Source organism: Mesorhizobium sp. M0037 (assembly GCF_040323635.1).
Taxonomy (GTDB): Bacteria; Pseudomonadota; Alphaproteobacteria; order Rhizobiales; family Rhizobiaceae; genus Mesorhizobium.
Genome location: NZ_JAMYVB010000015.1, coordinates 78,550 through 102,304 on the forward strand (window position 1 = coordinate 78,550; position 23,755 = coordinate 102,304).

The 23,755-nt window shown below is 64.1% G+C and carries 24 protein-coding genes and 1 pseudogene; 13 read left to right on the top strand and 12 right to left on the bottom strand.

Features of this window, described 5'->3' with window-relative positions; translation table 11 throughout:
• Nucleotides 1-97 precede the first annotated feature (97 nt).
• From moaB to NKJ78_RS21835, 6 genes are all read right to left on the bottom strand, one after another.
• The gene (gene moaB, locus NKJ78_RS21810) at nucleotides 98-652 is read right to left on the bottom strand and encodes a molybdenum cofactor biosynthesis protein B (RefSeq protein WP_352460053.1); all 555 of its coding nucleotides are present in this window, start codon (nucleotides 650-652) and stop codon (nucleotides 98-100) included.
• Complete coding sequence (locus tag NKJ78_RS21815; RefSeq protein WP_023738465.1) at nucleotides 639-1,532, bottom strand: 4-(cytidine 5'-diphospho)-2-C-methyl-D-erythritol kinase; 894 nt, start codon at nucleotides 1,530-1,532, stop codon at nucleotides 639-641. Before NKJ78_RS21815 ends, moaB begins: the two co-directional genes overlap by 14 nt.
• Before the next feature lie 26 nt (nucleotides 1,533-1,558).
• Nucleotides 1,559-1,744 carry a membrane protein gene (locus NKJ78_RS21820; RefSeq protein ID WP_023668475.1) on the bottom strand — a complete coding sequence of 62 codons (186 nt, stop codon included), beginning with the start codon at nucleotides 1,742-1,744 and terminating at the stop codon, nucleotides 1,559-1,561.
• Between the two features lie 72 nt (nucleotides 1,745-1,816).
• The gene (locus tag NKJ78_RS21825; RefSeq protein WP_023668474.1) at nucleotides 1,817-2,674 is read right to left on the bottom strand and encodes a S49 family peptidase; all 858 of its coding nucleotides are present in this window, start codon (nucleotides 2,672-2,674) and stop codon (nucleotides 1,817-1,819) included.
• 120 nt (nucleotides 2,675-2,794) lie between these two features.
• On the bottom strand, nucleotides 2,795-3,589 hold the full coding sequence (locus tag NKJ78_RS21830) for a tRNA1(Val) (adenine(37)-N6)-methyltransferase (RefSeq protein ID WP_023702056.1): 795 nt from the start codon (nucleotides 3,587-3,589) through the stop codon (nucleotides 2,795-2,797).
• The gene (locus NKJ78_RS21835; RefSeq protein ID WP_023692106.1) at nucleotides 3,589-3,813 is read right to left on the bottom strand and encodes a putative signal transducing protein; all 225 of its coding nucleotides are present in this window, start codon (nucleotides 3,811-3,813) and stop codon (nucleotides 3,589-3,591) included. The genes NKJ78_RS21830 and NKJ78_RS21835 overlap by 1 nt, the downstream gene beginning before the upstream one ends.
• Nucleotides 3,814-4,034: 221 nt before the next feature.
• Between NKJ78_RS21835 and NKJ78_RS21840 the strand changes: the two genes are divergently transcribed.
• From NKJ78_RS21840 to NKJ78_RS21860, 5 genes are all read left to right on the top strand, one after another.
• On the top strand, nucleotides 4,035-5,051 hold the full coding sequence (locus NKJ78_RS21840) for a polyprenyl synthetase family protein (RefSeq protein ID WP_023668471.1): 1,017 nt from the start codon (nucleotides 4,035-4,037) through the stop codon (nucleotides 5,049-5,051).
• A gap of 89 nt (nucleotides 5,052-5,140) precedes the next feature.
• Nucleotides 5,141-5,809 carry a GntR family transcriptional regulator gene (locus NKJ78_RS21845; RefSeq protein ID WP_023687112.1) on the top strand — a complete coding sequence of 223 codons (669 nt, stop codon included), beginning with the start codon at nucleotides 5,141-5,143 and terminating at the stop codon, nucleotides 5,807-5,809.
• A 353-nt stretch (nucleotides 5,810-6,162) separates the two neighbouring features.
• The gene (locus tag NKJ78_RS21850; protein WP_352460052.1) at nucleotides 6,163-6,756 is read left to right on the top strand and encodes a biotin transporter BioY; all 594 of its coding nucleotides are present in this window, start codon (nucleotides 6,163-6,165) and stop codon (nucleotides 6,754-6,756) included.
• Nucleotides 6,757-6,866: 110 nt separating this feature from the next.
• Nucleotides 6,867-7,283: a DUF1284 domain-containing protein gene (locus tag NKJ78_RS21855; RefSeq protein ID WP_352460051.1), complete on the top strand. Its 417-nt coding sequence runs from the start codon at nucleotides 6,867-6,869 to the stop codon at nucleotides 7,281-7,283.
• Between the two features lie 191 nt (nucleotides 7,284-7,474).
• Nucleotides 7,475-9,250: a tetratricopeptide repeat protein gene (locus NKJ78_RS21860; protein ID WP_023709651.1), complete on the top strand. Its 1,776-nt coding sequence runs from the start codon at nucleotides 7,475-7,477 to the stop codon at nucleotides 9,248-9,250.
• Nucleotides 9,251-9,455: 205 nt separating this feature from the next.
• Here the strand turns inward: NKJ78_RS21860 and NKJ78_RS21865 are convergent, their stop codons facing one another.
• Entirely contained in the window at nucleotides 9,456-9,917 is a 462-nt protein-coding gene (locus NKJ78_RS21865; RefSeq protein WP_023687114.1) for a GNAT family N-acetyltransferase, read from the bottom strand.
• Between the two features lie 175 nt (nucleotides 9,918-10,092).
• On the opposite strand from NKJ78_RS21865, the gene NKJ78_RS21870 reads away from it, so the two are divergent.
• The gene (locus NKJ78_RS21870; RefSeq protein WP_352460050.1) at nucleotides 10,093-11,037 is read left to right on the top strand and encodes a glycine--tRNA ligase subunit alpha; all 945 of its coding nucleotides are present in this window, start codon (nucleotides 10,093-10,095) and stop codon (nucleotides 11,035-11,037) included.
• A gap of 3 nt (nucleotides 11,038-11,040) precedes the next feature.
• Here the strand turns inward: NKJ78_RS21870 and NKJ78_RS21875 are convergent, their stop codons facing one another.
• Nucleotides 11,041-11,211, bottom strand: a complete 171-nt coding sequence (locus NKJ78_RS21875; RefSeq protein ID WP_352460049.1) for a hypothetical protein — start codon at nucleotides 11,209-11,211, stop codon at nucleotides 11,041-11,043.
• Nucleotides 11,212-11,433: 222 nt separating this feature from the next.
• Here NKJ78_RS21875 and NKJ78_RS21880 point away from each other — a divergent pair, with 222 nt between their 5' ends.
• Together NKJ78_RS21880 and glyS are read left to right on the top strand one after the other, a co-directional pair.
• Entirely contained in the window at nucleotides 11,434-11,835 is a 402-nt protein-coding gene (locus NKJ78_RS21880) for an endonuclease domain-containing protein (protein WP_352460048.1), read from the top strand.
• A 306-nt stretch (nucleotides 11,836-12,141) separates the two neighbouring features.
• On the top strand, nucleotides 12,142-14,610 hold the full coding sequence (gene glyS / locus NKJ78_RS21885; RefSeq protein ID WP_352460047.1) for a glycine--tRNA ligase subunit beta: 2,469 nt from the start codon (nucleotides 12,142-12,144) through the stop codon (nucleotides 14,608-14,610).
• Nucleotides 14,611-14,685: 75 nt separating this feature from the next.
• Here the strand turns inward: glyS and NKJ78_RS21890 are convergent, their stop codons facing one another.
• Both NKJ78_RS21890 and NKJ78_RS21895 read right to left on the bottom strand, forming a co-directional pair.
• The gene (locus NKJ78_RS21890) at nucleotides 14,686-15,069 is read right to left on the bottom strand and encodes a hypothetical protein (RefSeq protein ID WP_081731237.1); all 384 of its coding nucleotides are present in this window, start codon (nucleotides 15,067-15,069) and stop codon (nucleotides 14,686-14,688) included.
• A gap of 165 nt (nucleotides 15,070-15,234) precedes the next feature.
• A complete protein-coding gene (locus NKJ78_RS21895) occupies nucleotides 15,235-15,693 on the bottom strand; it encodes a hypothetical protein (protein ID WP_023706636.1) in 459 nt (152 codons plus the stop codon).
• Between the two features lie 369 nt (nucleotides 15,694-16,062).
• On the opposite strand from NKJ78_RS21895, the gene NKJ78_RS21900 reads away from it, so the two are divergent.
• From NKJ78_RS21900 to NKJ78_RS21910, 3 genes are all read left to right on the top strand, one after another.
• Nucleotides 16,063-17,028: an L-threonylcarbamoyladenylate synthase gene (locus tag NKJ78_RS21900; protein WP_352460046.1), complete on the top strand. Its 966-nt coding sequence runs from the start codon at nucleotides 16,063-16,065 to the stop codon at nucleotides 17,026-17,028.
• Between the two features lie 18 nt (nucleotides 17,029-17,046).
• On the top strand, nucleotides 17,047-18,477 hold the full coding sequence (locus tag NKJ78_RS21905; RefSeq protein WP_023738476.1) for an FAD-binding oxidoreductase: 1,431 nt from the start codon (nucleotides 17,047-17,049) through the stop codon (nucleotides 18,475-18,477).
• A gap of 184 nt (nucleotides 18,478-18,661) precedes the next feature.
• Complete coding sequence (locus tag NKJ78_RS21910) at nucleotides 18,662-19,228, top strand: DUF6101 family protein (RefSeq protein ID WP_023668457.1); 567 nt, start codon at nucleotides 18,662-18,664, stop codon at nucleotides 19,226-19,228.
• A gap of 262 nt (nucleotides 19,229-19,490) precedes the next feature.
• Here NKJ78_RS21910 and ubiA read toward each other — a convergent pair whose 3' ends face one another.
• Complete coding sequence (gene ubiA / locus NKJ78_RS21915) at nucleotides 19,491-20,474, bottom strand: 4-hydroxybenzoate octaprenyltransferase (protein ID WP_023738477.1); 984 nt, start codon at nucleotides 20,472-20,474, stop codon at nucleotides 19,491-19,493.
• Between the two features lie 51 nt (nucleotides 20,475-20,525).
• Nucleotides 20,526-21,438: pseudogene (locus NKJ78_RS21920) on the bottom strand (LysR family transcriptional regulator).
• 89 nt (nucleotides 21,439-21,527) lie between these two features.
• On the opposite strand from NKJ78_RS21920, the gene NKJ78_RS21925 reads away from it, so the two are divergent.
• Together NKJ78_RS21925 and purD are read left to right on the top strand one after the other, a co-directional pair.
• Nucleotides 21,528-22,322 carry a phytanoyl-CoA dioxygenase family protein gene (locus NKJ78_RS21925; protein WP_352460045.1) on the top strand — a complete coding sequence of 265 codons (795 nt, stop codon included), beginning with the start codon at nucleotides 21,528-21,530 and terminating at the stop codon, nucleotides 22,320-22,322.
• Nucleotides 22,323-22,467: 145 nt separating this feature from the next.
• Nucleotides 22,468-23,754, top strand: a complete 1,287-nt coding sequence (gene purD / locus NKJ78_RS21930; RefSeq protein WP_023738478.1) for a phosphoribosylamine--glycine ligase — start codon at nucleotides 22,468-22,470, stop codon at nucleotides 23,752-23,754.
• Nucleotide 23,755: the final 1 nt, after the last annotated feature.

Here is a 23,755-nt window from a genome sequence, read left to right on the forward strand (position 1 = left end):
CAGACTATCCGCCCGACGACCCGGAGGAAATGACCTCTCGAAGGCGCAGCCGCCATTCTGCCTGACAAAGGCAGCACTTGGCCGGCTTTGCCTTGGTTTACGAGGCGGCCTTGCCGCGCCGCAAATGCTCGTCCAGGCGCGGCATGATCTCGACGAAGTTGCAGGGCATGTGGCGGTAGTCGAGCTGCGGTTTCAGGATGCCGTCCCAGGCGTCCCTGCAGGCGCCGGGCGAGCCCGGCAGCACGAAGACGAAGGTGGCGTTGACGACGCCGCCCGTCGCCCGGCTCTGCACTGTCGAGGTGCCGATCTTGTCGTAGGAAATGCGGTGGAACACTTCGGAAAAGCCATCCATGCGCTTCTCGAAGATCGGCTCCAGCGCCTCCGGCGTCACGTCGCGGCCGGTAAAACCGGTGCCGCCGGTGGTGATGACGACATCGATGTCCTTGTCGCGCGACCAGCCCAGCACCTTGTCGCGGATTTTCTCCCGGTCGTCAGTGACGATGTCGCGCGCGGCCAGGACATGGCCGGCCTCGGCGATGCGATCGGCCAGCGTCCGCCCTGATTTGTCGTCGGCAAGGCTGCGCGTATCGGACACCGTCAGCACCGCGATGCGCACCGGGATGAACGGGCGGCTCTCGTCAATTTTGGCCATCGGCCCCCTCCGAAGCGATGCTTCGTGTCGCGGCGACAAACCACTCCGGTTCGCGGCTGCGAATCTCGGCGGCGGCGCGCTTGGCGACATTGCCGGTCTCGAACAGCCCGAAGCATGTGGCGCCGGAGCCCGACATGCGCGAAAATCCCGATCCGGCCCGGTTCAGCAGGGAAACCGCTCGGCCGATGGGCGGCTGGATCGCCTGCGCCGCCGATTCGAGATCGTTGCGGGTGATCTCCAGCCAGTTGCGGACGCTGTGGAAGTCAAATGCACGCGGCAGCGGCGGCAATCCCTCATTGTCGCGTTTCTCAAGTGCGTTGAACACATCAGGCGTCGAGACGGCGACGCCGGGATTGACCAGCACCAAAGCGAGCGCCGGAAAATCCGGCACCAGCGACAGCTCGTCGCCGACGCCACGCGCAACCAGCGGTTTTGCCGCAAGACACATCGGCACGTCGGCGCCGAGCGTGAGACCGATCCGGCTCAGTTCGGCCTCGCCGATGTCGAGCCCCCAGGTCCGCACAAGACCCTGCAATACCGCCGCCGCGTCGCTCGAGCCGCCGCCGACGCCCGAGGCGACCGGCAGGTTCTTTTCCAGCCGGATGGCAACCGGCGGCGTGCTCTGCTGGCCGGCCTGCCTGCGCAGCGCCTCGCGCGCCTTCACCACCAGATTGCTGTCGTCGATCGGCACGGAAGTCGCGTAACGGCCCGATACGGAGAACCGGTCGGCGTCGGCAGGCTCGATCTCGACCCTGTCGCCGAAGCGGGTGAAAACGACCAGGCTCTCGAGCAGATGATACCCGTCGGCGCGCCTGCCGGTGACGTGCAGCGCCAGATTTATCTTGGCGGGCGCAAGCCACGTCCGGGCTGCGGCATCCAAACTGTCGGCTGCTGACGGGATGATGCTCAGTCCTTGGCCAGGCGGTATTCGCCGGTCTTGGGATCCTGGACCAGCGTGCCGTTGGTGCCGTTGGCTGCCTGCTTTTCGGTGCGCCGCACCTTGGCGGTCACACGTTCGGCCTCGCGGACGAAGGTGCGGTAGCCGAAATAAGCGGCGGCGCCGACAACTGCGAAGAAAATGATCTGTGGCATTTCAAAGCTCCTCCCTCGCAACGCGGCAAGGCAGACTGTCAAGCGCTTATGCTAGACGCTTTCCCCGCTTTTTCAAAGCCCGAAGCGCGCCCACAATGCGCGCTCTTCCGCCGCATCGATCACGCCGCTTGCGGCGGCGGCGGCAATATCGGGCGCTGAAAAGTTCGAGCCGAACAGGCCGATGCGGCCAAACAGGCCACGCGGCGCGGTGACCAGCCTGAGCTGGGTTTTCGCGCCGAAGCGGGTTTTCAGTACCGTGCGCATGTCGCTCAACGCATCGACGAGGCCAAGCTCCAGCCCTTTCTTGCCGGTCCAGAACAGGCCGGTGAACAGGTCCGGATCGTCCTTCAGCTTGGTGCCACGGCGTTCCCTGACCAGGTCGATGAAGGTCTCGTGCACTTCCAGCTGCAGCGCCTTCAGGCGCTCGACGTCTTCCCTCTTCTCCGGCTTGAACGGGTCGAGCACCGCCTTGTTCTGGCCGGCGGTGTGGACACGGCGCTCGACACCGATCTTCTTCATCAGTTCGGGAAAGCCGAACGAGGCCGAGACGACACCAATCGAACCGACGATGGAGGACGGATCGGCAAAGATCTCGTCGCCGGCGACCGCGATCATGTAGCCGCCCGAGGCCGCCACATCCTCGACGAAGACCAGCACCTTCTTGTTCTTCTCGACCGCGAGGTCGCGGATGCGCTTGAAGATCAGCCGCGACTGCACCGGCGAGCCGCCAGGCGAATTGATCGAAATGGCGACGGCGGGCGCATCGAACAGGAACGCCTTTTCGATGAGGGCGGCGGTGGACGCCAAGGAGAGGCTCGGCCGGAACGGGCCGCCGCCGGCCATGATGGTGCCATGCAGCCTGATGACGGGAATGGTGACGACGCTGGATCGCCAGGATTTCGGCAGCAGGCGGTTGAAAAGGCGTTTCACGAGGTGGCTGTCTCCAAATGGCTTCAACGCATGTAGGGATTTGCCGGTCAACGGCAATGCTGCAATCCATCTCAGCCAACTGTGTGCCGGTTTTGCGGCAACGACACTGACGGGCCCAAATCAATCGCCAAACAGCGACGCCAGTCCGTTGTTGATCATCTCGGTTCGTTCCGACGGGCCGTCGCCCGTTTGCCCATGCAGCATCAAAGGCGGGCGGATCGACAGCTTGCCGCGCGCGCCGAGCGCTGCCCTAACGACAATGCGGATTGCGGCTGCTTCCGGGCGCGGATGCACGGCCAGCATCTCGGCGTCGCCGAAGCGGCCCGACAGCGCATGGAGGAGGTCGCCAAGCTGTTCCGGCCGCGCAATGACGGCCAGGCCCCCGCGCGGCTTGGCGACGGCAGCCGCACTTCGGATCCAGCTCTCGAACAGCCCGTCGTCCATGACATGCGCTTGCCGCCGCAGCGGATCTGGCGTGGCGCGGTCCTGCGCCGCGTTGAAGGGCGGGTTCATGATGACGAAATCGAAGGAATTGTCGGCAAGGCCGGCTTGCGTCCGCGCCCGGCCCGACAGCGTGACGTCGGCGGTCAGCACCGAGGCGCGATTGCCGAGATGCGCATTGCCGGGATGGGCGAGCGTGGTTGTGGCGAAGCCTGCCATCTCGGTCGACCGTTCGACGAGCACGACCTGCGCCTCTGGGCAGCGCGACAGCACGGCAAGACCCGCCGCACCGGCGCCGGCGCCGAAATCGGCGAGGCGTCCAGCAAAGCCGGATGGAACTGCTGCCGCCAGCATCATGGCATCCATCCCGGCGCGATGCCCTGTCCTGGGCTGGACCAGCCAGAAGCGGCCGCGATGGAAGGCATCGACCGTATGGGCCGGCGTATCGCTGGTAAGCGCGCTCGCTTCAGCCATTATGTCTGGCGGATTTCGTTCTCGATGCCGGCGTCTTTCAAGATGCGCCGCGCCTGATCGGCCTGGTCGGCATCGACCATGACGCGCTTCTGCAAAAGACCGATCGACCCTTCGAGAATGCTCATGTTCTGGTCGGCGACGAAGCAGGCAATCCCGGCATCGCGCATCAGCGATTCGACGAAGGAGATGATCACGGCATCGTTGGTGCGCACGAGTTCTATCATCGGACGAAGTTCGCAGGTTGCAGCGTTGATGTAAACGCTGGAGCATGGCGCCGAAAAGTGTGGAGCGGTTTTCGGGCAACGGCATGCGGTCGCTAAGGTTGACACGCCGTCACCGCAGCCGCGCCAATTCGCCTCTTGCCGTGCCCGTATGTGCCGCCCTAGAGTCCCAGGCGGGACCAGGGTGCCGTCGCACGCGTGATCAAAGACGGGAGTGTTTGTTGGTGGGTGTCGTTCTCAACATCGAAAACGGGAAGCGGGAACCCGCCTCCATCAAGGATCTCATCGACCTGACAGCAGCCGATATGGGGCGCGTCAACAAACTGATCCTGTCCAAGGCCGGCTCCGACGTCGAGATGATCCCGGAGGTCGCCAATCATCTGATCTCGTCGGGCGGCAAAAGGCTGCGTCCCATGCTGACGCTCGCGGCGGCCCAGATGTTCGGCTATTCCGGCGAGGGCCACGTCAAGCTCGCCACCGCGGTCGAGTTCATGCACACCGCCACGCTGCTCCATGACGACGTCGTCGACGAGAGCGGCATGCGGCGCGGCAAAAAGACTGCCCGCATGATCTGGGGCAACCAGGCGAGCGTGCTGGTCGGCGATTTCCTGCTCGGCCAGGCTTTTCGCATGATGGTCGATGTCGGTTCGCTGGAAGCGCTCGACATCCTGTCCAGCGCCGCCTCGATCATCGCCGAGGGCGAGGTGATGCAGCTGGCCGCCGCCAAGAACCTGGATACCACCGAGGACGAGCATTTCGCCGTCATCAAGGCCAAGACCGCGGCGCTGTTCTCGGCTGCCGCCGAGGTCGGTCCGGTCATCGCATCGGCGACGCGCAACGATCGCGCCGCATTGCGCTCCTACGGCATGAATCTCGGCCTTGCCTTCCAGCTCATCGACGATGCGCTGGATTATGGCGGCTCCAGCCAGGAGCTGGGCAAGAATGTCGGCGACGATTTCCGCGAAGGCAAGGTTACGCTGCCGGTCATCCTCGCCTACCGGCGCGGCACCAAGGCCGAGCGCACCTTCTGGAAGCGCGCCATCGAGGACAATGTCACCGACGATGCCGGCCTGGAAAAGGCGATCGGCCTGATGACCCGCCATGGCGCCATTGCCGACACCATCGGACGGGCCCGCCATTTCGGCGAGATCGCCCGCGACGCGCTGGCGCCGCTGGAGGCGACGCCGCAGAAATCGGCGCTGATCGACGTCATCGACTTCTGCATCAGCCGGGTGAACTGAGGCCCGCGCCTGGCGCCAAAGCAAGTTTGCATGCAAAATCGGGCAATCACCGCTCGACAATCGGTTGTGGCGCAAATTATCTATAAAACATGGCAAAGACCGCAGACGACACCATCGCCGTGCGCATCAGCAAGGTGCTGGCGGATCGCATCATATCGGGTGCGATCGAACCGGGAGCCCGGCTGCGGCAGGATCACATCGCCGAGGAATTCCAGACCAGCCATGTCCCGGTGCGCGAAGCCTTCCGGCGCCTGGAGGCGCAAGGGCTGGCGGTCAGTGAGCCCAGGCGGGGCGTGCGCGTCGCTGCTTTCGATCTCGGCGAGGTAAGGGAGGTCGCCGAAATGCGGGCAGCCCTCGAAGTGCTGGCGCTGCGCCATGCCGCGCCGCATCTGACGGCTTCCATTCTCAACCTTGCCGAAGAAGCCACAAAGGCCGGCGACAAATCCCGCGATGTCCGCTCTTGGGAGGAGGCCAACCGCACCTTCCACCGGCTGATCCTGGCGCCCTGCGGCATGCCGCGGCTCATCGCCACCATCGACGATTTGCACGCCGCAAGCGCCCGCTTCCTGTTCGCCGCCTGGCGCTCGGAATGGGAAATCCGCACCGACCAGGATCATCGCGCGATCCTCAGCGCGCTGCGGCAAGGCAACACCGAATCGGCCGCCGCCACGCTTGGCCGGCACGTGCAGTGGATCGGCCAGAAACCGGTCAAGACCGCGTCGGGCAAGATGCGCGAAGCGTTTGCCATCGTCGGGTAGGGACGAAGGGACAAGTCGTCGGATTCCGCGCGTAGCGATCCTTCACACCCCCCTCTGTCCTGCCGGACATCTCCCCCGCAAGGGGGGAGATCAACAGCTTTGCCGTTGCGTTAGTCCTGCAACGTCGGCCATTGGCGAAAGCAAAGGCGACATCCGATCTCCCCACTTGCGGGGGAGATGGCCGGCAGGCCAGAGGGGGGTGCTGTCCCGCCAGCCTTTCCAAATGTCCTTTATTCGACACGCAAGCCCAAGCCTTTTTAGGGGCGAGGGTTGCCATTCCCGCGCAAATATGGATTCGATAATAGATCGAACAACAAAATTATCTATAATTCAAACCAGCCAGGGAAGCCGCCATGACCGACATCGCCTTTTCGCCCTCCAAGCCCTCCTTCAGCCCGTTGCGCCTGCAAACCCGCTCGTATGCCTGGCAAGCCGCGGCCATCGTCATCGGCACGCTGTCCATTGCGCTCGCCTCCTACATGGAAGTGCCGATGCTGCCGGTTCCAATGAACATGCAGACCTTTGCGGTGACGCTGGTGGGCGCGCTCTACGGCTGGCGGCTCGGCGCGATCACCATCGCCGCATGGCTCGTCGAGGGCGCTGTGGGTTTGCCGGTGCTGTCGGGCGGAGCTGCCGGCATCCAGCATTTTGCCGGGCCGACCGCCGGTTATCTCTTCGCCTTCCCGGTCGTCGGCGCGCTGGTCGGCTGGCTGGCCGAACGCGGCTGGAACGGCAACCGCGTGCTGCTCGCCTTCGCCGGCATGGTCCTCGGCAACCTCGCCTGCCTGGTTCTCGGCACGGCCTGGCTCGCCGTCATGATCGGCCTCGAACAGGCCATCGCCTTCGGTTTCCTGCCGTTCCTCGTCGGCGGCCTGCTGAAATCGGCGCTCGGCACCGCGACGCTCAAGCTGTTTTGGAGCAACAAGGCGGACCCGGCAGGAGCATGATCCCGAAAAGCGGAGTCCGGTTTTCGGAAGAGATCACGCTCAAACAAAAAGATGGAGCCCCATCCCGCTACCATCGGGATGGAACAGGCTCCGCTGGCGCGTCCTGACCGATGGCCGTCCGGCTGCGCTCCCACCATCTGCTTTGCCTGCTGACCTATATCGGCGAAGGGTACAGCGCAGCCTTCGTCGCCAATTATGACGTGATCGCGAAACGTCTGGGCCGGGGCGAGGATATTCTGATCGTCTCCGGCCCCGACGACATCTGCCGGCCGCTGCTCGGCGAGGCCGAGCCCCACTGCTTGCGCGAAAGCGCCGCAGGCCGGGACGAGCTGGCAGCACGCGATGTCGGCAAGCTGCTGGCCCGGCCGATCGAGGCGGGCGTCCGTCTCAGCCTCGACGCGGCAACGCTTGCCGCCTTGCGCGCGGCCTTTTCAGCCGGCGTGACGCGTGAGGCCTGCCAGGGTTGCGAGTGGGCCAGCCTGTGCAGCACCGTCGCGGCAGGCGGATATCGCGATGTCAGGCTGTAGCTCCCAACCCCGATCTGCTATTGTCGGAACCGACAGTGTCTGCGTCGCCATGGTTTGTTAATCGGGTGACCCGATTGTGAATTCGGCCCGGATTGCAGCCTGACCCCAAAAAGGCCATGCTTTGTCAGGAAACATCGAGTCTATGGCTTCTCCGCGCCGACGCGGGATGGCGCTTGGCTGAAAGGGATACGATGCGGCAAGGACGTGCGCGCTGGCTCGCGGGGCTGGCAATTGTGGCAGGGATGGCGATTTCTCCGCTGCCTGCCTACGCCAAGGAATCGACCGACCCGGTCAAGATCACCTCCTTCTCGGGCGCCTATCTCGCCGCCCGCATCGCCGAAGGCGACAACGACCTCGACAATGCCATCGCTTATTACAAGCAGGCGCTCGCCTTCAATCCCGGCGACACCTCGCTGCAGCAAAGCCTGATGCTGTCGCTGATCGCGCAAGGCCGCTTCGAGGAATCGCTGGTCTATGCCGACAAGCTCAAGGCAGTTCCCGACGTCGAGCGCTTCTCGCGTCTGGCTCTGGCGGTCGATTCCTTCCACAAGAAGGATTTCACCAAGGCGCAGTACTGGCTCAAGCTGTCGCTCGAATCCGATCTCGACCGGCTGATTTCCGGCGTCATGTCCGGCTGGGCACAAGAGGGCGCCGGCGACCCCACCGGGGCGATGGCCTCGATCGACAAACTGCAGGGGCCTGACTGGTTCGGCCTGTTCAAGTCCTTCCACCGCGCGCTGATCGCCGATGCCGCAGGCCTGTCGGACAAGGCCGACGCGCTTTATGACGCGACCCTGACCGACGTCACGGCCGGCGGTGCCGCGCCCGAGACATGGATGCGCAACGCCCAGGCCTACGCGTCTTTCCTGGCGCGCAAGGGCAACAAGAACAAGGCGCTCTACGTGCTCGACAAGGCCGAGGCGTTCGCGCCCGGCAAGCTCGACATCCAGGCGCTTCGCGACAGGATCAGCAAGGGCGACAAGATCGAGCCCTTCGTCGCCAGTCCCTCCGAAGGCGCCGCTGAAATCCTGCTCGACCTCGCCATCGCGCTCAATCGCGGCGGCGGCGAGCCGTTCGTGCGCCTCTATCTGCAATATGCGCTCGCGCTCAAGCCCGACAGCGACGCCGCTTTGGTGCAGCTTGCCGCCGTTGCGGAGCAGTTGAAGGACGGCGAAGGCGCCATTGCCCTCTATAGCCGCATTCCAGCCTCTTCGCCTCTGAAAGAGCTTTCCGACCTGCAGCTCGGCCTCAACCTTGCCGATCTCAACCGTCACGACGAGGCGATCGCCCATCTGAAGGCATTCGTCGAAGCTCACCCCGATGACATGCGCGCCTATCTGGCGCTCGGCGGGGTCTATGCCTCGAAGGAGGATTTCCGCTCCGCCGCCACTCTCTATGACAAGGCGGTCGCGGTGCTGAAGACGCCGACCAATGCCAACTGGAACATCTACTATCAGCGCGGCATCGCCTATGAGCGGCTGAAGGAATGGCCCAAGGCCGAACCGAACTTCCTCAAGGCGCTGGAACTGTTCCCCGACCAGCCGCAGGTGCTGAACTATCTCGGCTATTCCTGGGTCGACATGAACATGAACCTCAAGGAAGGCCTGGCGATGATCCAGAAGGCCGTCGACCTCAGGCCGAGCGACGGCTACATCGTCGATTCGCTGGGCTGGGCCTATTTCCGCATGGGCCGGTTCGACGACGCCGTGCGCGAAATGGAGCGCGCCGTGTCGCTCAAGCCGGAAGATCCGGTGCTCAACGACCATCTCGGCGATGCCTATTGGCGCGTCGGCCGCAAGCTCGAAGCCACTTTCCAGTGGAATCAGGCGCGCGACCTGAAGCCGGATCCCGATGTGCTTGCCATTTTGCAGCAGAAGCTGATGAAGGGCCTGCCGCCGATCGAATCCAACACGGCGCAGGAAACCCCGAAGGTCAAGCCGGCCACCCCGCCAGCGCCGAAGGGGTGATCGGGCCGTACTTCTGATGAAACGGGGCTCGCTGAGCCCCGTTTTTTCGGCTTGGCGTCTTAGAGCAATTCCAGGAAAGTGTGCGCGGTTTTCCGTTCGGAATTGCGACAGAAACAAAGAGATAGAGACGCACTATCGCGATCGTCATTCTATGGCGGAGCAAGGAGCGAAGCGACGCGGCGCAGACCCAGCGTTGGCGCTCATTCTAGAACAGCTTTCGGTAGACGACGAACCCCGAGAGATCGCCGATCTTGTCGTAGAGCTTCATCGCCGTGTGGTTGGTTTCGTGTGTCAGCCAGTAGACGCGGCTGGAGCCTGCGGTTTGCGCCCTGGTATAGACGTCTTCGATCAGTGCCCGGCCGACGCCCTTGCCGCGCGACGCCTCATTGGTGAAGAGATCCTGCAGATAGCAGTTCGGCGAAATCGCCGTCGTGGTGCGGTGGTAGAGATAGTGGACAAGGCCGAGAAGCTTGCCTTCGCTCTCGGCGACCAGCGCATGCATCGGCTCATAGGCATCGAAGAAGCGCGACCATGTCATTGCAGTGATGTCACCGGGCAAGGCGGTCTCGCCCGAGCGGCCGTAAAACGCATTGTAGCCGTCCCACAGCGGCAGCCATTGCTCGTAATCCTCTCGGGTGACGGGGCGTACGGTGAACTGGCCTTGCATGGCTGAACCTTTGTCGTTGAAGCTAGGCGAGCAAACGGCTGCCGGCGCCGTCCGGCAATGGGCCAGTCCGAAGCAAAGCGTTCAACCTCTCATCAAGGCGCGTAAGGCGCTGCCTTGACGCTTGCCGGCCCGGCAACTAGGGAATGGCATCATTTCAGCGCTTTCCGAGGCCGCCGTGACGTCAGACAGTCCAGCCCATATGCACCCCAGCCGCTCGTTCCAGGGGCTGGTGCTGACCCTGCACAATTACTGGGCCGCCTATGGCTGCGTCATCCTGCAGCCTTACGACATGGAAGTCGGCGCCGGCACCTTCCATCCGGCCACCACGCTGCGCGCGCTCGGGCCCAAGGGCTGGAACGCTGCCTATGTCCAGCCCTCGCGAAGGCCGAAAGACGGCCGCTACGGCGAAAACCCCAACCGGCTGCAGCATTATTACCAGTACCAGGTGATCCTGAAGCCCAATCCGCCGAACCTGCAGGAGCTCTATCTAGGCTCGCTCAAGGCGATCGGAGTCGATCCGCTGCTGCACGACATTCGCTTCGTCGAGGACGACTGGGCAAGCCCGACGCTTGGCGCCTGGGGGCTCGGCTGGGAGTGCTGGTGCGACGGCATGGAAGTGTCGCAGTTCACCTATTTCCAGCAGGTCTGCGGCATCGAATGCGCGCCGGTGGCGGGAGAACTGACCTACGGCCTGGAGCGGCTGGCCATGTATGTGCAGGGCGTCGACAATGTCTACGACCTCAACTTCAACGGGCGCGAAGGTGCTGAAAAAGTCACCTATGGCGAGGTCTTCCTCCAGGCCGAGCAGGAATATTCCAGGCACAATTTCGAATATGCCAACACCGCCATGCTGCTCAGGCATTTCGAGGACGCCGAAGCCGAATGCAAGGCGCTGCTCGCGGCCGGCGCCCCGGCCTTAAACGACAATCTGCCGATGCACCGCATGGTCTTCCCGGCCTATGACCAGTGCATCAAGGCCAGCCACGTCTTCAACCTGCTCGATGCGCGCGGCGTGATTTCGGTGACCGAGCGGCAGAGCTACATCCTGCGGGTGCGCAATCTGGCGAAAGCCTGCGGCGAGGCATTTTTGCAGACCCGGGCCGGCGGGCTCGCCGCCTGAGGCTCACTTCATCATTTCGAGGGAAATGTTGATTGGGGCCAACATCGGGCCAGTCGATCCGGCCATGGTCCGCATAGCCTGCCGTACGCCCGGCATCGCGAAGGCGCCATGGGCCTGCGCGGTCAAACAGGCGCTGAGCGCGATGATCTGGAGAAGTCTCGATGCCGTTTTCATGGTCGTTCAGCCAATAGGTCCCTGCCTGAGCGTTGGTCGCTTCAGCGCTGCGTTTGGTTCATAGAAATCTTTGATCCAAGGACGGGCGGGCTGGTTGCGGCCCGACAGGGGCGGTCAAATTTCTGGAAACAGCGGTCAGCCGAGTTGCTATGCCCTCTTACCTCCCCCTAGATGGGGGAGGTCGCCGCGAAGCGGTGGGTGGGGGTGACAGCGCGACGTTTCATGCCAAAACTCGATCGATTCAAGCTGCAGTCTGCGCAAAGGCTTCGCGCGGCGATGACCGACGAGGAACGCATCCTGTGGCGGCATCTGTGGCGCATTCCAGTAGAAGGCACTCATTTTCGCAGGCAGGCGTCGGTAGGCGTTTACTTCCCTGATTTCATCTCCCACCGGCTGAAGCTGATCATTGAGGTGGACGGTGTCCATCACAGCTTCGATGACCAGCTGCGCCATGACGAGCGTCGAACGAAATGGTTCGAGAGCCAAGGCTACCGCGTCATTCGCTTCTGGAACCATGAAATCAAAAACGAACTGGATTCCGTGCTCGATACGATCTATGCGGCGGTGGAAGAACGAAAATCACACCTGCGTTTGCGCGATGGTGCCGAAGGTATCGGCGGCTGAGAGGTCGCCACCCCACCCCGGCGCTACGCGCCGACCCTCCCCATCAAGGGGAGGGTGGGAGCTTAACCATGCCAGACCTGCTCTTAGAACTTCGCTCCGAGGAAATCCCCGCCCAGCCGCGCGTCCGCAGCGCCGGAGGCGCGAGGACGCGCAATCAGGAAGAAGGCATGCGGGTGGAGAAACTCTGATGCCGGATCTTTTGCTAGAACTTCGCTCCGAGGAAATCCCCGCCCGGCCGCGCAACCGCAGCGCCGGAGGCGCGAGGACGCGCAATCAGGGAGAAGGCATGCGGGTGGAGAAACTCTGATGCCGGATTTGTTGCTAGAACTTCGCTCCGAGGAAATTCCCGCCCGCATGCAGCGCAAGGCGGCGGGCGATCTCAGGAAGATGCTGACCGACGGTCTGGTCGCGGCGGGTCTGACCTATGACGCCGCGCGCGAATACTGGACGCCGCGGCGCCTGGCGCTCGATGTCAGGGGCCTGACCGCGCGCTCGAAGGATATCCACGAGGAGATCAAGGGGCCGTCGACGACGGCGCCGGAACAGGCGGTGCAGGGTTTTCTGCGCAAGGCAGGCCTTGCCTCGGTTGCCGAGGCGCATGTTCATTCCGATCCGAAGAAGGGCGATTTCTACGTCGCCCATATTTCGAAGCCGGGCAGGGCGGCGGAAGAAATCATCGCCGAACTGGTGCCGGCCATCATCCGCAGCTTCCCCTGGCCGACATCGATGCGCTGGGGGCCGGCTTCGGCCAAGCCCGGTTCGCTGCGCTGGGTGCGGCCGCTGCACACGATCCTGTGCACCTTCGGCCCGGAGACCGAGGAGCCGGTGGTGGTCGATTTCGAGATCGATGGCATCCGCTCGGGCAATATCACCTATGGCCATCGTTTCATGGCGCCGGGTGAAATCACCGTGCGCCGCTTCGACGATTACGTGACCAAGCTGGAAGCGGCCAAGGTCGTGCTCGACGGCGACCGGCGCAAGGAGATCATCCTTGCCGACGCCCGCAACCTCGCCTTCGCCAACGGGCTCGATCTGGTCGAGGACGAAGGGCTGCTGGAAGAAGTGTCGGGCCTGGTCGAATGGCCGGTGGTGCTGATGGGCGAATTCGAACAGGCCTTTCTTGCCATTCCGCCCGAGGTGGTCCGGCTGACCATCCGCGCCAACCAGAAATGCTTTGTCACCCGTCCGCAAGGCGACGGCGAAAACCTCTCCAACCGCTTCATCCTCACCGCCAACATCGAGGCGAAGGATGGCGGCAAGGAGATCGCGCACGGCAACGGCAAGGTGGTGCGTGCCCGCCTGTCGGACGCGCTGTATTTCTGGAAGACCGACCAGGGCGATCTGCCGGATCTGGAGCAGCTCGAGGCGTCGGCGAAGAAATTCGGGCTCGATCTGAAACAGCCGCTCGACCAACGCATGGCCCGCCTCGACCATCTCGGGGTGACTTTCCACGCCAAGCTCGGCACGCAAGGCGAGCGGGTGGAGCGGATCAAGCGGCTGGCGGAAGAGCTGGCGCCAACAGTGGCGCAGTCGATCTCCCCCCTTGAGGGGGAGATGGCCGGCAGGCCAGAGGGGGTCGCTTCGGCTGCCGCGACGCCGTCCGGTCTCTCGAAGAAAGAGGGAGTTGGCGCTCCACGCGAGACGACCCCCTCTGTCGCCTTCGGCGACATCTCCCCCTCAAGGGGGGAGATTACCGCGCTCGCCGCTCGCGCCGCCGTGCTGGCCAAGGCTGATCTCACGACAGAAGCAGTGGGCGAGTTTCCGGAACTGCAAGGCGCAATGGGCCGCAAATACGCGCTTCTGCAGGGCGAGCATCCGTCCGTGGCTGCGGCGATCGAGGAGCACTACAAACCGCAAGGTCCGTCGGATAGCGTGCCGACCAATCCGGTGTCGATTGCCGTCGCGCTGGCCGACAAGCTCGACACGCTGGTCGGCTTCTGGGCCATCGACGAAAAGCCGACGGGGTCTAAGGACCCTTACGCGCTGAGAAGGGCCGCACTGGGCGTGGTGAGGATCCTGATCGAGAATGGGATCTCACTGCCGCTGACATCGCTCTTCGATAGTGCCTATCAAACGGCGAGTTATCTCGCGTCTAAGGCTGGACGGGCCTTTGGCCCCGACCTCCTCGCCTTCTTCCACGACCGCCTGAAAGTCTATCTCCGCGACCAGGGTGCTCGGCATGATCTCATTGACGCCGTGCTGGCAGGTGGTGGAAGCGCGCCAATCTCCCCCCTTTTGGGGGCGGCGAAGCCGACAAAGGGGGGCGCTGTCCCGCCGACCTCTCATTCTGGCGCGCCCCCCTCTGCCCTGCCGGGCATCTCCCCCACAAGGGGGGAGATCGGCCAATCGCAGTCGGACGACCTCCTGCAGATCGTGCGTCGCGTCGAAGCTCTGGGGTCCTTCCTCGACACCGAGGACGGCAAGAACCTGCTCGGCGGCGCCAAGCGGGCGGCCAACATTCTGGCTGCCGAGGAGAAGAAGAAAACGCTCGTCGCCGAGACTGTTGAGCCGGCGCTGTTTCGCGAGGAGGCCGAGAAATCGCTGTTTGCAGCGGTGAATCAGGCGGAGAGAGAAGCCGGCGAAGCGATTCAAAACGAAGACTTTTCCGCCGCCATGCTGGCGCTTAGCGTGCTGCGCGAACCGGTTGATTCATTCTTTGAACGTGTTCTCGTGAATGATGAGGACCAGGCCGTACGCGCCAACCGTCTGGCATTGCTCGCCCGCATCCGCACGGCCACCGACCAGGTGGCTGATTTCTCCAGAATAGCTGGCTAAGCGACGGACAAGCCCGAAGACGGGCGGCGTCCATACGCCGCCCGTCTTGTTTCAGTCCTCCCGAGGCTGACTCCGTCAGTCCTCCAAAATGCTGACATGCACGCTGTCTGAATAGACGTCGACCTGGATCAGCGGCTCGCCATTGACGATGGCGTTCCGTGTCGAGGAGCTCATCGCGCCACCGCGCTTCAACATGCGTTCCAGATACGCGCGATCATCGTTGCTGCGGAACCAGTCATCGCCCTGGTCGTCGGCATCGCGCCGGTGGAACTTGTGCCAGTTGGCACGGTCCTGCCGCACCATCTGTGCTGCGCTGCTCAGCTCATAGCCGTCGCTGGCATGGTGGTCGCGATCGGAAATGCGCGCGACGTAGGACCCTAGCTCGTCACCGGCCTGCGCGCCGCCGACACCTATAGGTGACGCCAGCAACAGGCCGGCAATAATCAAAGATTTCGTCATGTTCATGATAACCCCTCGCTCTCCTACAACCCGGCGCGCTCATGCCAAAACCGATTGGCGAAATTGGGGCCGCCGCCGCCAAGCCGATCGTGCGCCGGCGCGTCGATCGGCGTCAAGCGGCATGGATCGGCCGACTGTCTTGGCCGACTGTTTTGGCTGAATGGCCTACTCGGCTTTGCCGACGCCCTCGATCGGCTGCTGCGGTGTTGCTGCCGGCTGCGGCGCTGCCGGTTGCGACTCGGGCTTGCCGTTCGATGCCGTTGCAGTTCCGGCTGGTGCGGTCTCTGCCGTCGGCTCAGTTGCCGGCGCCGCGGCGCTCGCCCTGGCCGGAGCCGGCGCGGCGAAGGCGCCGCCGACGATGCCGCCGCGAATGATCATCGGGTCCTGGCCGTGCCTAGGCTTTTCGGGGATCGCCGCGACCTTTTCATAAGTCACATCGGGCTGGGCATCGCCGAGCGCGACGATCGATGGCGACGAGGCGATCCTGACCGGTTCGGATCCGCCAACCTTGATGACCGATGGCGTCGAGGTCGAGACGCCGAGAAAGACGATCGACGAGGCGTGCGCCCCACCGGTCATCGCCGCCAGGGTGAAACCAAGCGCTCCAAGCACACGCATCGACATCGAAACCGTCCCCTTGCCCAACAAGCTGCCAGCCCTAACCCAAGTAGCCTAACCCCAGTGGATTGATGCCGGCTTGCAGGGAAACATAGCATTTTAGGCATTGATAATTCGCCAACGCCGGCTTGCCCGAAAACCACTGCCGTATTAGAGCAATTCCAGGAAAAGTGAGTAGCGGTTTTCCGTCCTGAATTGCGCAAAAACAAATACTTAGAGCGTTTAAGCGAACAGCTGAACCGCTCTAATGCATGTCGCTCAAAAGTGGCCCCGGTTTTGAGAGAACGACATGCATCAAAACAAAGACCTAAAGCGCGTCGCATGAATCCGGTTCAGCGCGACGCGCTTTAGGTCCGGCGCTGTGAGGTGAAGCGAGTGGCTGAGATACTATCCGTCGGCGAGGCGATGGAGCAGGCGTTGGCGCTGCTCGAGGGCGGCGACGTCGTCGCTATCCCGACGGAGACCGTCTACGGACTGGCCAGCGACGCGACCAATGGCGTCGGCGTCGCCCGCATCTTCGAAGCCAAGGGCCGGCCGCGCTTCAACCCGCTGATCGCCCATGTCGCCGATCTCGCGATGGCCGAGCGCATTGCGATCTTCGACCCGCTGTCGAAGCGGCTGGCCGAGGCGTTCTGGCCGGGGCCGCTGACGCTGGTGCTGCCGCTCCGACCCGGCAACGGCATCCATCCGCTGGTCACCGCCGGGCTCGATACGATCGCGCTGCGCATGCCGAGGGGCTTCGGCGGCGAGCTGATCGCCAGGCTCGGCCGGCCGCTGGCCGCGCCCAGCGCGAACTCTTCGGGCAAGATAAGCGCCACGACAGCGCAAGCCGTGGCGGCCGATCTCGGCGCCAAAATCCGGCTGGTGGTCGATGGCGGCGCCACCCCGGTCGGGCTGGAATCGACCATCGTCAAGGTCGAAGGCAACAGCGTGCGGCTGCTGAGGCCAGGCGGCATCGCTGCCGCCGATATCGAGGCCGTCACCGGCATCAAGCTGCAGCGCGGCGCGACAGCCGGCATCGAGGCGCCCGGCATGCTGGCGTCGCATTATGCGCCGAGCGCATCGGTGCGGCTCGATGCACAGAGTGTGGCTGAAGGCGAGGCCTTGCTGGCCTTTGGTGGCGACCGCGCCGAAGGCTGGCAAGCGGCGGCCGCCTTGCGCAACCTGTCCGCGTCAGGCGATTTGCGCGAAGCCGCAAGCAATCTGTTCGCGTATCTGCAGGAACTCGACCGCAGCGGTGCGGCCACGATCGCCGTCGAGCCGATCCCGGTCGAAGGGCTCGGCGAGGCGATCAACGACCGGCTGTTTCGTGCCGCTGCCCCCCGTGACAAGCTCGATTGAGCGCCATAGTTTGCGCCGATGAACGACTCCCCCTTCGACCTCGATCCCGCTCTCATCGACCGCTTCACTGCCATTGTCGGCGAAAAATATGCACTGCGCGACCAAGCCGATATTGCGCCGTATCTTACCGAGCGGCGCGGGCTGTGGCACGGTAGGACGGCCTTGGTGCTGCGTCCCGGCAGCGTCGACGAGGTGAGCCGGATCATGCGGCTGGCGAGCGAGACGGGAACGCCGGTCGTGCCGCAAAGCGGCAACACCGGGCTGGTCGGCGCCCAGGTGCCGGATGCCTCCGGCCGCGAGATCGTGCTTTCTTTGTCGCGGCTGAACCGCATTCGCGAGATCGACGTCTTCTCGAACACGGTGACCGTCGAAGCCGGCGTCATCCTGCAGACGCTGCAGGAAGCCGCCGACGCCGCCGACCGGCTGTTTCCGTTGTCGCTTGCCGCGCAAGGGTCCTGCCAGATCGGCGGCAATCTCTCGTCCAATGCCGGCGGCACCGGCGTGCTTGCCTATGGCAATGCGCGCGAACTCTGCCTTGGTGTCGAAGTCGTGCTGCCGACCGGCGAGGTGTTCGACGATCTGCGCAAACTGAAGAAGGACAACACCGGCTACGATCTGAAGAACCTGTTCGTCGGCGCCGAAGGCACGCTCGGCATCATCACCGCCGCGGTGCTGAAACTGTTTCCCAAGCCCAAGGGGCGCGAAGTCGCCTTTGCCGGCCTGTCGTCGCCGGAAGCAGCGCTTTCGCTGTTCAGCCTGGCGATGGACCGGGCCGGGGCGGCACTCACCGCCTTCGAGCTGATCGGCCAGCGTCCTTATGATTTCACGCTGCGCCACGCGCAGGGCGTCATCCGGCCGCTCGCCGAGGACTGGCCCTGGTATGTGCTGATGCAGATATCATCCGGCCGTTCGGCCGAGGACGCCAGGGGGCTGATCGAGGAGGTGCTGTCGGAAGGCCTCCAGCAAGGCATCGTCGGCGACGCGGTGATCGCGGCAAGCCTGGCGCAGGGCGACGCCTTCTGGAATTTCCGCGAGGTGCTGCCGGATTCGCAAAAGCCCGAAGGCGCGTCGATCAAGCATGATATTTCGGTGCCGGTGGCATCCATCCCGGCGTTTATCGAAAAGGCGGCCGGTGCAGTGGCTTCGGTCAGTGCTGGTGCGCGCGTGGTCTGCTTCGGCCATATGGGCGACGGCAATCTCCACTACAACATCTCCCGGCCGGAGGGCGGTGACGATGAAGCGTTTCTCGGCCTCTACCACGCCATGAACCATGCCGTGCACGATGTTGTGCGCTCCTTCCAGGGTTCGATCTCGGCCGAGCATGGCATCGGCCAGTTGAAGCGCGACGAGCTGATCGCCACCGCGCCGCCCATGGCGATCGAGCTGATGCGCCGAGTGAAGGCGGCCTTCGACCCGGCCGGCATCATGAATCCCGGTAAGGTTATCTGATCCTTTCAACATTTTGTGGCTGGTCTCATTCCGATAACCATCGCCTGAGATCAGCAAAATTTAACTGACTTTCTTAAGCCGGGCGGCAGAAGCTCGCGCTAATGTTTCACACAACGAGGCCGGGAAAACTGGCCCGGTGGGATCCGTGAAAGCGGCTCTCAGGAGAAACACAGGAAGGCAGCAGATGAACAGTGTATTGAAGCCCGTCTGGGCCGGGCGCAACATGCGCCTCGACCCATTCCGCCTGCCGCAAGTGGTGAGCTATGCCACGCGCGACGACTATGGCGACGTTACCTTCACCATCGACCAGCGCGGCGCCGTCATCCGCCGCACGCTCGAGATGAGCGGCGTGCCGGCGATCATCGCGCTGCCCGCCAACGCGTTTCGCGGCGTCGCCGCCCGCGCGATGGAGGATGCGCAAGGCAATGTCACGGTAACCCTCGAACTCCTGCACAACGACCCGATGCTGTCGGTGCCGCTGCTGGTGGCCGACGATCTCGACGACGTCGCCGCCGACTGGCGCGCCTGGGCCGATGCTTACCGGCTGCAGATGCTGCTGATCGAATCCGACGGCATTGCCCGCACGCTGGAGGAATCGCTCGGCGCCGCCATCAAGGCGCTGCCGGCCAAGGATCGCCGCAAGGGCCGGGTCTCGACCACGCGCCGCCCGCGCTTCCTCGCCCGCCGCAGGGCCGGCAATCTCGGGCTGAGGCTGGTGATCGATGGCCAGGAGATTATTTCGCGGGAGTAGCTTGGCCGGCGATTGGCGAAACCGCCGATGACAGCCTTCTTCTCCCCGGCACTATACGGGGGTTGAGGAGCGGTCCGCGTAGCGGACGAAAAGCCAATTGCTTGGCTTTTCGAGTGACGAACGCCCGGCAGGGCGATGAGGGGCGGCGCTGACCGAGGCATTTCTCGCAATATCGCCGCTGTGCATTTCATCTCCAAGATTGGCGCTGCCCCTCATCCGGCTGCCGCCACCTTCTCCCCGTATAGTGACGGGAGAAGGGAGACTACACCAGCGGCTTCAGCGCCACCCACAGCGCACCGCCGATCAGGCCGATGAAGATCAGCCAGCCGACCTGGTTGTTCGATTTGAACAGCCGCAGGCATTGATCGGGATCGTCGATATCCAGAACCGCTATCTGCCGCGCCATATGGGCGCCGGCGGCGATCAGCCCGGCCAGCGCCACCACCGGCACCTGCGCCGAGGCGAAGGCGATGGCGAAGCAGACCAGCGTGCCGCCATAAAGCCCGACCAGCCAGGTCTTGGTGTTGTCGCCGAACAGCCGCGCCGTCGAGCGCACGCCGACGATTGCGTCGTCTTCCTTGTCCTGATGTGCATAGATGGTGTCGTAGCCGATCACCCACAGGATCGAGCCGATATAGAGCATGATGCCCGGGCCATCGAGATCGCCGAACTCGACCGCCCAGCCCATCAGTGCACCCCAGGAGAAGGCGAGCCCGAGCACCAATTGCGGCCAGTTGGTGAAGCGCTTCATGAAGGGATAGACGGCAACGATGACCAGCGAGACGATGCCGAGCGGAATGGCGAAGTCGTTGAACTGCAACAGCACGACCAGCCCCAGCAGCGCCTGGATGACCAGGAATATCCAGGCCTGGCGGCGCGTCACCTTGCCGGCCGGCAATGGCCGTGAGCGCGTGCGCTCGACCTTGTTGTCGATGTCCTGGTCGACAATGTCGTTATAGGTGCAGCCGGCGCCACGCATGGCGACGGCGCCGACAAAGAACAGGAACAGGAACCACGGCGACGGCAGCAATGTGAGCAACGGGTCTGCCGGGCGGGGATAGGCGCTGGCCGCAAGCGCTGCCGACCACCAGCAGGGCCACAGCAGCAATTGCCAGCCGATCGGCCGGTCCCAGCGCGCAAGCTGCGCGTAAGGCCACAGCGAGCGCGGCAATATCTTGTAGACCCAATGGCCGCTCGGCGCGTCGGCGACGCGGCCCTGTGCGGCTTTCGACTGGATGGTTTCCATCGTGCTGGAGTGGCAGCAGCGGCGTGCGCCGTCAAGCGGCCGCATTGTCGCTCAGGCGGTGAAAATATCGTGGCTGGCAAACCATTCCTTCGCCACCTCCGTGAAGGCCAGCGCCGCCTTCGACAGCCTTTGCCTTGTGTCATGGGTGAGGATGATGCGCTGCATCGGCAGCGGATCGGACAGCGGCTTGCAGACCAGCGGCAGCCCGTCATAACTCCTGTCGCCATAAGGCCTGGTGTAGCTCACTGCGACGCCGAAGCCGTTGGCGACCATGCTGCGCTGCAGTTCGAACGAACTCGCCGTCGATTGCGAGACCGGCGACAGGCCGCGGCTGAGGAACAGGTCCAGCCATATGCTGCCAGTTATGCGGCTGGTCGGTGGTGATCAAGGCATGGGTCGCCAGCTCCGCCAGGCTGACGCTGGCCTGGCTGGCCAGCGCGTGGCCTTGCGGCAGAAGCGCGTGTGGCCGCAGCTCATGCAGCAGGGTGCGGGCGAAGTGCGAGGGCAGGCCGAGATCGTAGGTCAGGCCGAGATCGATTGCCGCATCGCCGAGCCGCCGGCCGAGCGTCTCGAAGGTCTCGTCGCGGACCACCACGGTGACCGCCGGGCAGCGTTGCGAAAAAGCGCGGATCAGCGCCGGCGCGAAATAAGGCGCCAGATCCTCGAAACAGCCGAGCACAAGTTCGCCGCCGACATCGGCGTCGCGCGTCCCGAGCCCAACCAGTTCGTCCGCTTCGGCCAGCACCTGCTTTGCCTTCGCCACCGCGCTGCGGCCGAACGAGGTCAGCGCGATGCCGCTGCCGCGCTGGCGCACGAACAGTTTCTGGCCGAGCGTCGCTTCGACATTGTCGATCGCCACCGAGATCGAGGGCTGCGAGACGTTCAGCATCCGGGCGGCCACCGTGACGCTGCCGTGACGGGCAACAGTGACGAGGTAGCGCAACTGGGTGAGGGTCAGGTTCATAGTAAAGCTATAAGGGAGATGAGAAGTTATTATTTTACGCGATGTGCGGCGGCTGCGATAGTCGGTCATCGAAACAGGGAAGACATGAGATGGCCGCCAGACATATTGATGCCGCAGCGACTGCCGACTACCAGCGCGACGGCGCGGTCTGCATACGCGGCGCCTTCAAGGACTGGGTCGGCACCATCGCCGCCGGCATCGAGCGCAACATGCAAAACCGCAGCGCCATGGCTTCGGACATCGCCAACGGCAAGGGCAGCTTCTTCGACGATTACTGCAATTGGGAGCGCATTCCCGAATTCGTCGACGTGGTGCGCAATTCCCCGGCCGCGGAACTCGCGGCAGCGGCGATGCAGTCGCGCAGCGCCCAGTTCTTCCACGACCATGTGCTGGTCAAGGAACCGGGCACGCAAAAGCCGACGCCTTGGCACCAGGACATCCCGTATTACTTCGTCGATGGCACCCAGACCGTCAGCTTCTGGATTCCGATCGATCCGGTCAAGGAAGCGACGCTGCGGCTGATCGCCGGCTCGCACAAATGGGACAAGATGATCCTGCCGGTGCGCTGGCTAGATGACAGCAATTTCTATGCCGGCGAGGGCGACTACCTCCCCGTGCCGGATCCAGACAAGGACCCGTCGCTGAAGGTGCTCGAATGGGAGATGGAACCGGGGGACGCCATCCTGTTCGACTTCCGCACCGCGCATGGTGCGCGCGGCAATCCGACCGCGGCGCGGCGCCGGGCGCTGTCGCTGCGCTGGGTCGGCGACGATGCGCGCTATGTCGAGCGCCCCGGCCGTACCTCGCCGCCCTATGCCGGCCATGACATGAAGCCCGGCCAGAAACTGCGCGAGGACTGGTTTCCAGTGGTCTTCCAGAGCTGAGCCGCGAGAGCCGCGCTTCTGCTTCGGCTTGCCGATGCGTGCGACGTTGCCGTGCGCAACCGGCAAGCAGCGGACCAAAAGTCTTGACCCGCGCTGCGCAGCGCAATAGCGCAGTCCCTGTCGTGAAATGACAAGGGACATCGGCATGCGCGTTTTGTTGATCGGCTCCGGCGGCCGCGAACATGCCTTGGCCTGGAAGATCGCGGCCTCGCCGCTTTTGACCAAGCTCTATGCCGCGCCCGGCAATCCGGGCGTCGCCCGCGAGGCCGAACTGGTCAAGCTCAACATTAGCGACCATGCCGCTGTCGCAACCTTCTGCAAGGACAATGCGATCGACCTCGTCGTCGTCGGGCCGGAAGGGCCGCTGGTCGCCGGCATTGCCGACGATCTGCGCGGCGAGGGCATCCGCGTCTTCGGCCCGTCGAAGCGGGCAGCGCGGCTCGAAGGCTCGAAAGGTTTTACCAAGGACCTTTGCGCCAAATACGGCATCCCGACCGCCGCCTATGGCCGCTTCACCGAACTGGCTGCGGCCAAGGCTTACGTCGAAAAGGTGGGAGCGCCGATCGTCATCAAGGCCGACGGGCTCGCTGCCGGCAAGGGCGTCACCATCGCCATGACGCTGGACGAGGCGCGCGCCGCCCTCGATGCTTGTTTCGACGGCGCATTCGGTGACGCCGGCGCTGAGGTCGTGGTCGAGGAATTCATGACCGGCGAGGAGGCGAGTTTCTTCTGCCTGTGCGACGGCACGACCGCACTTCCCTTCGGCACCGCGCAGGACCACAAGCGCGTCGGCGATGGCGATACCGGCCCCAACACCGGCGGCATGGGCGCCTATTCGCCGGCGCCGGTGATGAGCCCCGAAATGGTAGAGCGCACCATGCGCGAGATCGTCGAGCCGACCATGCGCGGCATGGCCGAGCTTGGCGCGCCGTTCGCCGGTATTCTGTTTGCCGGGCTGATGATCACCGACAAGGGGCCGAAGCTGATCGAATACAACACCCGCTTCGGCGATCCCGAGTGTCAGGTGCTGATGATGCGGCTGAAGGACGATCTGCTGGTGCTGCTCAACGCCGCCGTCGACGGCCAGTTGGCGCACAGTTCGATCCGCTGGCGCGACGATGCCGCGCTGACCGTGGTGATGGCGGCACAGGGCTATCCCGGGACGCCGGAAAAAGGCTCGGTCATTCGGGGTCTCGACGAAGCCGCCGGCGAAGGCGTTGAGATTTTCCATGCCGGCACTGCCATCAATGGCGGCGCGCTGGTCGCCAATGGCGGCCGCGTGCTCAACGTCACGGCATCAGGCAAGACGGTGGGCGAAGCGCAAAGCCGCGCTTACGCCGCGCTCGACCGTATCGACTGGCCGCAAGGCTTCTTCCGCCGCGACATAGGCTGGCAGGCGGTGGCGCGGGAAAAGGCCAGCGCCGCCACATAAG